At 63.2% G+C, this 12465-nt stretch carries 9 protein-coding genes; all 9 read right to left on the bottom strand.

The genetic code is table 11. The features are described from left to right. Positions 1-119: 119 nt before the first annotated feature. Positions 120-824 (bottom strand): DUF2461 domain-containing protein, encoded by a 705-nt coding sequence (locus NKI73_RS17245; protein ID WP_352631687.1) that lies wholly within the window; start codon positions 822-824, stop codon positions 120-122. Continuing rightward, the gene (ligA, locus tag NKI73_RS17240; RefSeq protein WP_352631686.1) at positions 821-3025 is read right to left on the bottom strand and encodes an NAD-dependent DNA ligase LigA; all 2205 of its coding nucleotides are present in this window, start codon (positions 3023-3025) and stop codon (positions 821-823) included. The genes NKI73_RS17245 and ligA overlap by 4 nt, the downstream gene beginning before the upstream one ends. Positions 3026-3194: 169 nt before the next feature. Further along, the gene (recN, locus tag NKI73_RS17235; RefSeq protein ID WP_352631685.1) at positions 3195-4868 is read right to left on the bottom strand and encodes a DNA repair protein RecN; all 1674 of its coding nucleotides are present in this window, start codon (positions 4866-4868) and stop codon (positions 3195-3197) included. Positions 4869-5091: 223 nt separating this feature from the next. Next, positions 5092-5961 carry an outer membrane protein assembly factor BamD gene (locus NKI73_RS17230; RefSeq protein WP_023757017.1) on the bottom strand — a complete coding sequence of 290 codons (870 nt, stop codon included), beginning with the start codon at positions 5959-5961 and terminating at the stop codon, positions 5092-5094. 263 nt (positions 5962-6224) lie between these two features. Continuing rightward, on the bottom strand, positions 6225-7175 hold the full coding sequence (gene lpxC, locus NKI73_RS17225; protein WP_352631683.1) for a UDP-3-O-acyl-N-acetylglucosamine deacetylase: 951 nt from the start codon (positions 7173-7175) through the stop codon (positions 6225-6227). A gap of 281 nt (positions 7176-7456) precedes the next feature. After that, on the bottom strand, positions 7457-9136 hold the full coding sequence (gene ftsZ, locus NKI73_RS17220; protein WP_352631681.1) for a cell division protein FtsZ: 1680 nt from the start codon (positions 9134-9136) through the stop codon (positions 7457-7459). Between the two features lie 66 nt (positions 9137-9202). Continuing rightward, the gene (ftsA, locus tag NKI73_RS17215) at positions 9203-10510 is read right to left on the bottom strand and encodes a cell division protein FtsA (RefSeq protein ID WP_352631679.1); all 1308 of its coding nucleotides are present in this window, start codon (positions 10508-10510) and stop codon (positions 9203-9205) included. Further along, positions 10507-11448, bottom strand: coding sequence for a cell division protein FtsQ/DivIB (locus NKI73_RS17210; RefSeq protein WP_352631678.1), 942 nt, complete (start codon positions 11446-11448; stop codon positions 10507-10509). Before NKI73_RS17210 ends, ftsA begins: the two co-directional genes overlap by 4 nt. Beyond that, on the bottom strand, positions 11436-12362 hold the full coding sequence (locus NKI73_RS17205) for a D-alanine--D-alanine ligase (protein ID WP_352631677.1): 927 nt from the start codon (positions 12360-12362) through the stop codon (positions 11436-11438). Before NKI73_RS17205 ends, NKI73_RS17210 begins: the two co-directional genes overlap by 13 nt. Between the last annotated feature and the right edge of the window lie 103 nt (positions 12363-12465).

Below are 12465 nucleotides of genomic sequence, written 5' to 3'. Positions count from 1 at the left end.
ACGAAAACTCGCCAATCTCAACGCCGATTATCTCGAAAATCTCATCCGTCAAAAATCAACGTTAACCTGAAGCGATTCCCCTGGCATCGGCCAGCGCTTCGACTTGAAATTCGAAACGGCTACGGGTTGGCCAAATGCTCCGAAACCTTGGCCTCGATCGCCCTGCCCCAGTCGAGCAGCGGCTTGGCGCGCAAGGTGAAATCGACGAGTTCGTCGACCAGCGCAGCCGTATGGATTCCGGCCGGATCGATGACATGCTGGACGACAAAATGCCGGTTGCGGATGGCGGCGATCAGATCAGCATCGCTGATATGCTCGAAGCCGCGTGGCGTACGCTTCATGCGGCCTTCCGTCTCGAGTTCAAGACAGTTCTTCTTCAACGCCGCCACCAGGGCACGAAACCTGTCCGGCTTTGCCTCGATGGCTTTGCGCATCGCCAGCAGCAGCGCCGGCTCCGGCTGCCACCAGGCAATGTCGGCAAAGCAGCGCTCGAGCCCGATATGCACGTAGAACACGCCCTGCTCCATCTTGGTGCCGTCGGGCGATAGGATGGCCGACAAATGCCTGTTGTAGGGCCGCTTGTCCTTGGCGAAGCGCACGTCGCGATTGATCCGGAACAGCGACTTCTTGCGGTCGCCGCGCAGGCCGAGCCCTGCCTTCGCGAAGCGCTCGGTCAGCGTCTCGACCAGATCGCCGAAGGGATCGCGCAAATCCTTTTCGAAGAGGTCGCGATTCTCCAGGAACCACTCGCGGCTCTGGTGGAAATCCAGCGCCTTCAGGAACGGAATGGCTTTGGGGCCGAAGCCGCTGAACGGTCCGGTCATGCCTTGCCGATCCGCACCAGCCAGGCGTCCTCGTCGATCACCTCGATGCCGAGTTCGCTCGCGAGCTTCAGCTTGGAGCCGGCCCCCGGCCCGGCCACCACCAGATCCGTCTTCGCCGAAACCGAGCCTGCGACCTTGGCGCCGAGGCGCTCCGCCATCGCCTTGGCTTCGGAGCGTGTCATCTTCTCCAGCGAGCCTGTGAACACGACCGTCTTGCCGGCGACCTCGCTGTCGGCCGAGACGTTGACGATATAGGGCTTCGGCTTGACCTGCTTGAGCAGCGCGTCGAGCACGTCGTCATTGCGTTCATTGCCGAAGAAATCGCGCAGTGCATCGATCACCGTGTCGCCGATGCCGTTGACCGACGGGAAAACGCTGTGCGGATCGGCAGCGGCCGCTGTTTCCTTGCCGACGCGGATTAGCTCCTCGATGGTCGAGAAGGTCCGGGCAAGCACCGCGGCCGTCGTTTCGCCGATATGGCGGATGCCGAGCGCGAAGATGAAACGGTCGAGCTCCGGCTCGCGGCGCGAATCGATCGCGGCGAACAGCTTGTCGAGTCCTTCGTAGTTGCGATCCTCGACGCTGCGCACATTCTTGCGCGTCTTGCCCGACGCGGCCTCGCGCTGCCTCGCCTGCTCTTCGCGCCGCTCGGCCAGCGCCCTGGTGACGGCCGGACGACGATCCCTGAGCGTAAAGATATCGGCGGCCGTCTTGATCAGGCCAGCATTGAAGAAGGTGTCGATGTTTTCAGCACCCAGGCCTTCGATGTCCAGGGCGCCGCGTGACACGAAGTGGCGCAATCCTTCCACCGCCTGGGCAGGGCAGATCAGTTCGCCGGTGCAGCGGCGGCGGGAATCTTCCTTGCCGGTTTTCTCGTTGATCTCGCGCGTTGCCGGCGAGCCGCAGATTGGGCAAGTATGCGGGAACTCGTACGGCACCGCATCAGCAGGCCGCTTGTCGATGACGACGCTGACGATCTGCGGAATGACGTCGCCTGCCCGCTGGATCACCACCGTATCGCCGATGCGCACGTCGATGCCGTCGCGGATCGGCTGGCCGCTACTGTCCAGGCCCTTGATGTAGTCCTCATTGTGCAACGTCACGTTCTCGACCACCACGCCGCCAACCGTGACCGGCGCCAATCGTGCCACCGGCGCCAGCGTGCCGGTGCGGCCAACCTGGATGTCGATCTTGAGCAGGGTCGTCATCGCCTGTTCGGCCGGAAATTTGTGCGCGACGGCCCAGCGCGGTTCGCCGGTGACGAACCCCCATCTGCGCTGCAGCTCCAATTGGTCGACCTTGTAGACGACGCCGTCGATGTCGTAGCCAAGCGCCGAGCGCTGCTCTTCGATCCGGTGATAATGCGCGATCAAATCATCGGCCGATTTCGCCCGCACCATCAGCGGACTGACCTTGAATCCCCACTCCGCGAACTTCTGCACCGAATCATACTGGGTCGGAGCAGGATCCGCTGTCGTGTAACCCCAGGCATAGGCGAAGAATTTGAGGTTGCGGCTGGCGGTGACGGACGGATCCTTCTGGCGCAGCGACCCGGCCGCCGTGTTGCGCGGATTGACGTAGTCCTGGCCGCCGACCGCCGCCGAGCGTTGCTTCAGCGCCTCGAATTCCGCATAGGTCATGTAGACCTCGCCGCGTATCTCGATAATCTCGGGCCAGCCCGAGCCTTTCAGCTTCGAAGGAATGTCGGCAATGGTCCTCAAATTGGCGGTGATGTCCTCGCCGACGGCACCGTTGCCCCGCGTCGCACCCTGCACGAACACGCCCTTCTCGTAGCGCAGCGAAGCCGATAGCCCGTCGATCTTCGGCTCGGCCGTGAAGGCGATGTCGAGATCCTTGTCGCGATCGAAGAACCGCCGGCCGCGTTCGATGAAATCGGTGACGTCCTGGTCGGTATAGGCCTTGGCGAGGCTGAGCATCGGCACCGCATGGCGCACCTTGGCAAAGCCTTCCGCCGGGGCTGCACCAACCCTGAGCGACGGCGAATCCTCGCGCACCAGCGCCGGAAAGCGCTCCTCGATGGCAAGGTTGCGCCGCGCCAGCGCATCATACTGCGCGTCGGTGATAACAGGCGCGTCTTCGGTATGGTAGCGCCGGTCGTGCTCGGCGATCTCTTCCGCCAGACGCTTCAGCTCGGCTTCGGCCTCGCTTTCGGTCAGGGCATCGACTGGTTTTTCGGACATGGTTTTGCACCTGGCTGCTGTTGGCCCGGGACAATAGATCAGGATTCGGATGGAAGGGAGCTGAATTCTGACAAAACCACGCTGAAACAGCGGGATGGAGCCATATGCTGACTCTGTTCGGACGCCGAATTTCACCGACCAGAAGCGGCCCGATCGAGAAGTAGCGCCGTCAGGAAGCGCCGGTATTCTCGCGCAGCAGCCGCTCCGCTGCCGCACGTGCCTCGTCGGTGATTGTGGCGCCGGCCAGCATGCGCGCGATCTCTTCCTGCCGCGCCGGCCGGTCCATCTCGGCAATGCCGGTGGCGACACGGTCGGTGGTGCCGGACTTGGAGATCAGGAAATGCGTCGCCGCGCGCGCCGCCACCTGTGGCGCGTGCGTGACCGACAGCACCTGGACGCGCTTCGAAAGCCGGGCCAGCCGCTGGCCGATGGCGTCCGCGACGGCGCCGCCCACGCCGGTGTCGATTTCATCGAAAACGAGCGTCGGCGCCGAGCCACGGTCGGCAAGCGCCACCTTCAGCGCCAAAAGGAAGCGCGAAAGCTCGCCACCGGACGCGACCTTCATCATCGGCCCGGGCCGCGTGCCTGGATTGGTGCGCACCCAGAATTCGATCTGGTCGATGCCCTCTTCCATGCGGCTCTCGGCCTCGCTTTTCATTTCCACAATAAAGGCGGCGCGTTCGAGCTTCAGTGCCGGCAATTCCGCCATGACCGCCTTCGCCAAGCCGATGGCCGCCGCATGACGAAGCGAGGACAGCTGTGCGGCGGCGATGTCGTAGGTCTCGCGCGCCGCCGCGGCCAGCTTTTCCAGCCCGTGCAGGCGCTCCTCGCCGGCATCGAGATCGGCGAGATCGGCGACCATCGTGTCGCGCAGCTGCGCCAGGTCGTCGACGGCGACGCTGTGCTTGCGCGAGGCCGCGCGCAGCGCAAACAGCCGCTCCTCCGCCTTCTCCAGCCGCTGCGGATCATATTCGGTGGCGCGCAGTGCGGCCTCGACACCCGACTGCGCCGCGTCGAGCGACAGCATCGCCTCGTCGAGCGACTTGACCACGTCGTCGAGCAGGCCCGGCGCCTCCGTCACCTTACGTTGCAGCCGTCTCAGCAGGCTGGCCAGCTGCGGCAGGGGCGAGGACGGGCCGGACAGCACATCCTGCGCATCATGGATTTCGGAGGCGATCTTCTCCACCCGCATCATCGACGCGCGCAATTCGGCTAGATCGGTCTCCTCACCCGGCTGCGGATCGAGCTTCGTCAGTTCCGCGACCGCGGCGCGCAGATAGTCGGCCTCGCGCGCGGCCGCCGCCACCTTGGCGCGGTGTCGCGACAGTTCCTGCTCGCAGGCGCGCCAGTGCCGCCATGCCTCGCCCGTCGAGCGGACGGCGCCAAGATGGCCACCGAAGGCGTCGAGCACCTCGCGGTGCGCGCCGGGATCGACCAAAGCGCGTTCATCGTGCTGGCCATGGATCTCGACCAGCGCCCGCCCGACATCGCGCATCAAGGTGACGCTTGAAGGCTGATCGTTGACGAAGACGCGGGTGCGGCCATCCGCCGTCTGCAAGCGGCGCAGGATGATGTCGCCGTCATCCTCGATGGCGTTGTCGGCAAGCAAGGTGCGGGCCGGATGGTTGCGTGGCACGTCGAAGACGGCGATGACCTGGCCTTGCGCCGCACCATGGCGCACCAGCGACGCGTCACCGCGCGCGCCAAGCGCCAGCGACAAGGCATCGAGCAGGATGGATTTGCCGGCGCCGGTTTCGCCGGTCAGCACGGAAAGGCCCGGCTGGAAGTCTATATCCAGCTTCTCGATCAGGACGATATCGCGGATCGACAGTCTGGAAAGCATCAGAACCCGAATCTAGAACGGCACGCGAAATTTGTAGTCGCAGCGCCGCACTATCTTTTTGTTTGAGCACCGGATCAATCCGAAAAAGCGCTACACACGCTCGGTCCGAATGGCTCCAAGCAGGTTCCGCAAAAGTATCGTGCGGTTTTTCGACAAGAACCTGCGACAAACCAGGAGACCAAGCAGACGGCGCGTAGGCGAAGTCCGCGAAGTCTGCTTGGGATCAGGCGCCGGTGATCATCTTTCCGGCCTTGGATATCCACGACCCGGCATTTTCGCGCGGTGCAAGCCCATTGCTCTGCAAGAGCTTGTAGGAATCCTTGTACCACGAGCTATCGGGGTAGTTGGTACCGAGCACCGCAGCGGCAGTCTGCGCCTCGGAGGTCAGGCCCATCGCGTAATAGCTTTCGGTCAGGCGAGCGAGCGCCTCCTCGACATGGCGCGTGTTGGAATAGTTCTCGACGACGGTGCGGAAGCGCTTGACGGCGGCGATGTATTCGCGGCGCTCGAGATAGTAGCGGCCGATCTGCATTTCCTTGCCGGCCAGCTGATCGTTGGCGAAGCGGATCTTTTCCTTGGCGTCGTCGACATATTCCGAGGTCGGCCAGCGCGTCACCAGATCCTGCATCGTCTGCACGGTCTGGCGCGCTTCCTTCTGGTCCTGCGTCACGTCCTTGATCTGGCGGTAGTAGCTCAAGCCGATGATGTACTGCGCATAAGCAGCGTCATCGGTCGACGGATAGAGCGTCAGATAGCGCTTGGCTGAGCCGATCGCCTCGTCATAATTGCCCTGGCGATAATCGGCGAAAGCGCCCATCACCATCGATTTGCGGGCCCACTCCGAATAGGGGTGCTGGCGGTCGACCGCGTCGAACTTGCGGCTCGCCTCCTGCAGGCGTCCGGCGTTGAGATTGGCAAGGCCCTGATTATAGAGAACATCGGCCGGTTCGGTCTGGTCGACATAGGTCGACAGGTCGATATCTTTTTCCGACGACATGCAGGCCGACAGGAACAGCGATGGAACAACCACCGAAAGCGCCAGGAAAACAGCCCTCTGCGGCGCTTTCGATTGACCGACTCGCTTGAAGAACATGATTGGATTCCGCCCTTTCGGCGTTATTTTAAAGTCCGCTGCACGCCGTTGTCTCAAAACTGGTCCCCACTTTTGAGCGCCATGCACTAATCGACGGCAGCAGCCATAAACCATTACCGCCTTGCCCGGCAACGCTATCTCCGGCCAATCGCGCATTTTTGTGGCGGCGGGACACAGCTTCAATATCCATGCAATTTCATTGACAGGTGATGCATCTCTGCAACACGCGTCATACCTCATGGAACCCTAGAAAAATTAAAAAATCAGATCATCCAGGGCGCGTAGAGCGGCGCGTTGACAGCGTTCATCTCGGCGCTGCGGCCACGCTCCCGGCGTGTCGTCTCGACGATTTCGAACGCGGTGCGATCCGACAGCAGGCGGCGCAGTGCCGCTGCATTCATCCTGTGGCCGCCGCGATAGGAACGGAAGCAGCCGATGAAGCGGGCGCCGGCCAAGGCCAGGTCGCCCATGGCGTCCAGCGTCTTGTGGCGCACGAATTCATTGGGATAGCGCAGGCCGCCCATGTTGATCACGCGGTTGTCGTCACCGATCACCAGCGAATTCTCCAGCGAGGAGCCGAGCGCGTAGCCGGCGGCCCACAACCGCTCGACGTCCTTCATGAAACCGAAGGTGCGGGCGCGCGCAATGTCGCGGCGGAAAATATCGGCATTGAGGTCGGACGCGAACAGCTGACGGCCGATTGCCGGGCTTTCGAAGTCGATCTCGATCTCGAAACGGGTGCCGTCATAGGGCCTGAACTCTGCCCACGAGGCGCCATTCTCGATGCGGACCGGCTTGATGACCCTGATATAGCGCCGTTTGACCAACAGCGTCTCGATGCCCGCCTGGTCGATGGCTTCGACGAACGCCATGGCGCTGCCATCGAAGATCGGAACCTCGGAACCATCGATCTCGATTGCGACATTGTCGATACCGAGCCCGAGCAACGCAGCCATGATGTGCTCGACTGTGGCGATGTGCTCGCCGGCGGGATCACCAAGCATGGTGCACAAGTCGGTGGCGCCGACTTCCGAGACCAAGGCCCGGAACTCGCGGCCCTGCTCCGCACCGCTGAAAAGCTGAAAAACGATGCCGGTGTCGGCATCCGCCGGCATGAAGCTGATGGAAACTTCCTTGCCGCTGTGGACGCCGGTGCCGGTAAGCGACGCGCGCGTCTTCAATGTCGTCTGATAGTCGTGCAAGACAATCCCCATAAGCCCGTAATGCCTAGGTCCGCTTCTCCAGCCCGAGGGCGCGGCTCTTGTGTGAATCGGCAAGCAGGGCGACTTCCCCCGAAATCCTAGCAAACCGACGATGGTAGGCGGCGAAGATAATGTCCCGTCAGGGAGACTCCAAATCACGGTTTCTTACTCTGTGTAACCGCAAACTGGAATGGGCACGACTTAGTAAGTGCTTGAAATTACACCCCTTAAAACGTTAACAGGCAAGCGATCCCTCGCTTGCCTGTTAACAAATGTTACAGTCCGTTTACCAATCAGTTGGCCTGGCGGCGCAGGAACGCCGGAATCTCCAGCTGATCGTCTTCCTGAGTCGCCCTCACCTGCGGTGTCAGGCGGCCCTGATCGTCGAGCTGACCACGGCGCGGCGCGTAGAGCTGCGCATCCTGGCTGGCGAGACGGCGCACTTCGGGTGCGGCCTGGCGCAGCTTGGGTTCGCGCGGCTGCGCCGGCTGGAGCCGTGCAGGCTCTTCTTCGCGACGGGTCAGGCCGTTGGTCAGGCGCTTCAGCAGGCCCATCGGCCCGCTGTTGTTTTCGTGGTCGGTCGGGCGGCTCTTGGCATCCACCTCGGCCTTGACGACGGGCGGAAAGTCCTCGACACGCGGCATACGCTGCGGCGCCATGGCAACCGGCTGCGGGGCTTCGCGCAGCATCTCGCGCGGCTGCGGAGCCGGCTGCATCTGCTGGACCACCGGCTGCGGCATCGGCTGTGCTGGCGGCGCCTGGAAGATCTTGCTCTGCGGGCGGAAATCTTCAGCGTGAGCAACCGGAGCCGGGCGCGCCTGAGCCATGGCTGCGGCATTGGCTTCGGCCAGTTGGATGGCTTCGGCAACCGGGTCAGCGGCGCGCGGTTCGTACATGGTCTGCTGGACCGGCACTGGGCGGCTTTCCACCGCGGCAACGGCCGGGCGGCTGACCGGCTTCTGCGGTGCCGTGCGGATCGAGATCGGCGCAGCAGCGATTTCAGCCGCCGACTTGTCGATGCCGGTGGCAACCACCGAGACGCGGATGACACCTTCGAGTTCCTCGTCGAAGGTAGCGCCCAGGATGATGTTGGCGTCCTGGTCGACTTCCTCGCGGATACGGGTCGCCGCTTCGTCGACTTCGAACAGCGTCAGGTCGCGGCCGCCCGTGATCGAGATCAGCAGGCCCTTGGCGCCCTTCATCGAGGTCTCGTCGAGCAGCGGGTTGGCAATCGCCGCTTCGGCGGCGGCCATCGCACGGCCCTCTCCAGAAGCTTCGCCGGTGCCCATCATCGCCTTGCCCATCTCGCGCATGACGGAGCGCACGTCGGCGAAGTCGAGATTGATCAGGCCTTCCTTGACCATCAGGTCGGTGATGCAGGCAACACCGGAATAGAGCACCTGGTCGGCCATGGCGAAGGCGTCGGCGAAGGTGGTCTTGTCATTGGCCAGCCGGAACAGGTTCTGGTTGGGGATGACGATCAGCGTATCGACGCACTTCTGCAGTTCCTCGATGCCGAAGTCCGCTGTCTTCATGCGGCGCTGGCCTTCGAAATGGAACGGCTTGGTGACGACGCCGACGGTGAGGATGCCCTTTTCGCGCGCTGCGCGGGCAACGACCGGAGCAGCACCGGTGCCGGTGCCGCCGCCCATGCCGGCGGTGACGAAGCACATATGGGTGTTGGTCAGGTGATCGAGGATCTCATCGATGCACTCTTCCGCCGCCGCACGGCCGACTTCCGGCTGCGAGCCGGCGCCTAGGCCCTCGGTGACATGCGCGCCGAGTTGGATCAGGCGGCCTGCCTTCGACATGGTCAGCGCCTGCGCGTCGGTGTTGGCCACCACGAACTCGACACCGCGCAAACCGGCGGTAATCATGTTGTTGACGGCATTGCCGCCGCCGCCGCCGACACCGAACACGGTGATGCGCGGCTTAAGCTCGGTGATGTCCGGCTTTTGCAGATTGATGGTCATTGTCTCCGTCCTTTGCCTTTCACGCCGCTTCGCCGCCGCGGCCGCCTATGGGGCTGTCCCCGTCAATTAGAAACTGTCTCTCAACCACTGACTCATGCGATGCAGTTTTCCGCCCGTTCCGGTCATTCTGAGTCCGGAAATTCCTTTCGCCGGATGGCTCTCGAAACTCGCCATCTGCGGATAGATCAGAAGCCCCACCGCGGCCGAGAAGGCCGGCCCCTTCGCCGCTTCCGGCAGGCCGGCCACGCCGAGCGGACGGCCGATACGCACATTACGTCCCAGGATGCGTCGCGCTGCCTCCGGCAGGCCGGCAAGCTGGCTGGCGCCACCAGTGAGCACCACACGCTTGCCCACCGCATTGCCGTAGCCGGACTTGTTCAGCCGGTCGCGCAGCAGTTCCAGCGTCTCATCGATGCGGGCGCGCACGATGCGCGTCATCACCGAGCGCGGAATCTGCAAAGGCACGTCGCCATCGTCGCCGATCGGCTGGATCGAGACCAGGTCGCGGTCGTCGGCGCTGCCCGGCAGTGCCGAGCCATGCATCACCTTCAGCCGTTCGGCGGCATCGAGCGAGGTCGAAAGTCCCTTGGCCATATCCAGCGTGACATGGTTGCCGCCGATGGCGATGGCATCGCCATGGACGAACTTGCCTTCCGAAAACACCGAGATCGTGGTCGTGCCGCCACCCATGTCGATGCAGGCCGCGCCCATTTCCAGTTCGTCGTCGACCAGCGCCGCCAACCCGCTGGCATAGGGCGTCGCCACCATGCGCTCGACCGACAGATGCGAACGGTTGATGGAAAGCTCCAGGTTGCGCATCGGAGCGGCGTCGCCGGTCAGCACATGCATGTCGACGCCGAGTGCGTCGCCGACCATGCCGCGCGGATCGCGCACGCCGCGTTCCGCATCCAGCGAGAAGCCGACGGGTAGCGAATGGATCACCTCGCGCTCGGCCTTCAGCGCCTGCTTGGCGCCAGCGCCGAGAACGCGCTTGATGTCGGCCTCGTCTGCCTCGTGGCCGCCAAGGTTGATAGTCGCCGAGAAGGCTTCGCTCTTCAGCCGGCCGGCGGTCATGTTGACGATCAGCGAATCAACCGTCAGCCCAGCCATACGCTCGGCCGCATCGACGGAAAGGCGGATGGCATGCTCGGCGCGGTCCAGATCGACGACGACGCCCGACTTCACGCCTTGCGATTTCTGATGGCCGATGCCGATCACCTGGATCCGGTGCGAGCGGCCACGCAGCAGCTTGCCGTCATCGCTCGGCTTCAGCCTGGCCACCATGCAGCAGACCTTGCTCGAACCGACATCCAGCACCGTCAGGGTGCCGGACCGGCGCGACGAGGCATCGCCATGACCGCCAAGCCAGCTCATATCTTCGTCTCCGGCTTGCGCTTCAGGCTCTTGGGTTTTTCGTTGAGTGCGGCTTCGCGCTGCGTCACGGCCTCGGGCGTCAACTGCACGACCAGCCGGTCGGTCAGGCGCATGTCGACGGCGGCGATATCGCGCGACAACAGGCCCTTTTCGTGGTCCATCTTGACGAGTTCGGCGAGCGCCTGATCCTCATCGTCCTCGGGGAGCTTGACCGTGATGCCATTGTCCAGCTTCAGGTCCCAGCGCCGCTCACCGACACGGATGTAGCCTTTGATCCGGTTCGCCAGCTCGGGATATTTTTCGATCTTGGCCAGGAAGTCGGGCGCGCTCGCCGGCGCGCCGGTACCGATCAGCAGCGGCAAAAGCACCTGCTTGCCGCCTGAGAACGGCGCGATCACGGCGCCATCCTTCTCGATGACAGACAGCTCGTCGCCCTGCTGCCAGAGCGCGAAGGGCGCGCGCTCCTCGACACGCACTTCCAGAGTGTGCGGATAAACCTTGCGCACCGCCGCGACCTCGATCCACGGCAAGGTGTCGATACGCTCCCGCGCGGCCTCGGCGTCGAAGCCGATCAGCGATGTCCAGCCGTCGAGTTCGAGCCTGTCGAGGATATCGATCTCCGAGGTCTGGCGATTGCCGACCACCTTGACCTGATCGACGGCAAAGCCGGTGCGGGCGGTGATGCTCTGTACGATGCCGTCGACATGGCCGCCGAGATAAGCGCCATAGGCGCTGCTCGAGGCGATCAGCACGGCCGACATCATGGCTGCGGAAAAGCGTGGCGCCTGGAATTCACCGACACCGAGGCGCGCCAGAATGCGCACCGGGCGGCGAAGCATACGCGGCAGCACGAAATGGCCTGACGACAACGGCAGGCCGAACAGCGTCGGTTCGGCCGCGCCGCTCTCCCTACCTTGTCCCCATTTCAACGCAGACACGAAGCGTCCTCCACCATCCAACTCAACAGATCGCCAAACGAGTGCCCGGCCTGGGCGGCGATTTCAGGCACCAAAGACGTCGGCGTCATACCCGGCTGGGTGTTGACCTCGAGCCAGACAATCTCGCCGTTTTCGGAATGCCGATCGTCATAACGGAAGTCCGATCGGGAAACGCCCCGACAGCCGATCGCTTGGTGAGCCTTGAGCGCCAGTGTTTGTATTTTTTGGTAAATATTCGGTGAAACTTTTGCGGGGCATTCGTGCTTTGATCCCCCGGCGACATATTTTGAATCATAGTCGTAGAAGGAATGGCCGGTCGGGATGATCTCGCAGACCCCCAGCGCCACATCGCCCATTACCGCGCAGGTCAGCTCACGACCGTGGATATAGCGCTCGACCATGACGGTATCGCCATATTTCCATTCGGACGAACCGATCACCTGCGGCGGATGCGACTGGCCTTCATGCACGATGACGACGCCGAAGCTCGAACCCTCATTGACCGGCTTGACCACATAGGGCGGCTTCATCGGATGCTTGCTCTGAATGGCGAAGCGGCTGGCGACCTTCGATTCGGCGACCGGGACGCCGACCGATTTGGCAACCCGCTTGGCCTGCTCCTTGTTCATGGCCAGAGCCGAGGCGAGCACGCCGGAATGGGTGTAGGGAATGCCGAGATACTCGAGAATGCCCTGGACGGTACCATCCTCACCAAAAGGGCCATGCAGCGCGTTGAAGACGACATCGGGCTTGAGTTCGGCAAGCACGGAGCCGACATCGCGCCCGACATCGACGCGCGTGACATGATAGCCTTCCTTCTCGAGCTCATCGGAACAAGCCTTTCCCGAAGACAGAGACACGGGCCGCTCGGACGAAAACCCACCCAGCAGGACGGCCACATGCTTGCTCTTCATTCCCCGGTATCCCCTCTCACGGCGGACCAAAAACCAAGATTTTCCGCAACATTGAGTCCGAGTCTCCCAGCAGGTTGCCCCCCAGACGGAAAACGCGGGTAAC

Origin of the sequence: Mesorhizobium sp. M0496 (genome assembly GCF_040321205.1) — a bacterium.
Lineage (GTDB): Bacteria > Pseudomonadota > Alphaproteobacteria > Rhizobiales > Rhizobiaceae > Mesorhizobium.
The sequence above is the reverse complement of the archived record's forward strand: the minus strand, read 5'-3'. Positions and strand labels throughout refer to the sequence as shown.

Bases quoted from the DNA above. Each gene is read 5' to 3' on its own strand.
- NKI73_RS17245 (WP_352631687.1), bottom strand. From the start codon at position 824: ATGACCGGACCGTTCAGCGGCTTCGGCCCCAAAGCCATTCCGTTCCTG.
- ligA (WP_352631686.1), bottom strand. From the start codon at position 3,025: ATGTCCGAAAAACCAGTCGATGCCCTGACCGAAAGCGAGGCCGAAGCC.
- recN (WP_352631685.1), bottom strand. From the start codon at position 4,868: ATGCTTTCCAGACTGTCGATCCGCGATATCGTCCTGATCGAGAAGCTG.
- NKI73_RS17230 (WP_023757017.1), bottom strand. From the start codon at position 5,961: ATGTTCTTCAAGCGAGTCGGTCAATCGAAAGCGCCGCAGAGGGCTGTT.
- lpxC (WP_352631683.1), bottom strand. From the start codon at position 7,175: ATGGGGATTGTCTTGCACGACTATCAGACGACATTGAAGACGCGCGCG.
- ftsZ (WP_352631681.1), bottom strand. From the start codon at position 9,136: ATGACCATCAATCTGCAAAAGCCGGACATCACCGAGCTTAAGCCGCGC.
- ftsA (WP_352631679.1), bottom strand. From the start codon at position 10,510: ATGAGCTGGCTTGGCGGTCATGGCGATGCCTCGTCGCGCCGGTCCGGC.
- NKI73_RS17205 (WP_352631677.1), bottom strand. From the start codon at position 12,362: ATGAAGAGCAAGCATGTGGCCGTCCTGCTGGGTGGGTTTTCGTCCGAG.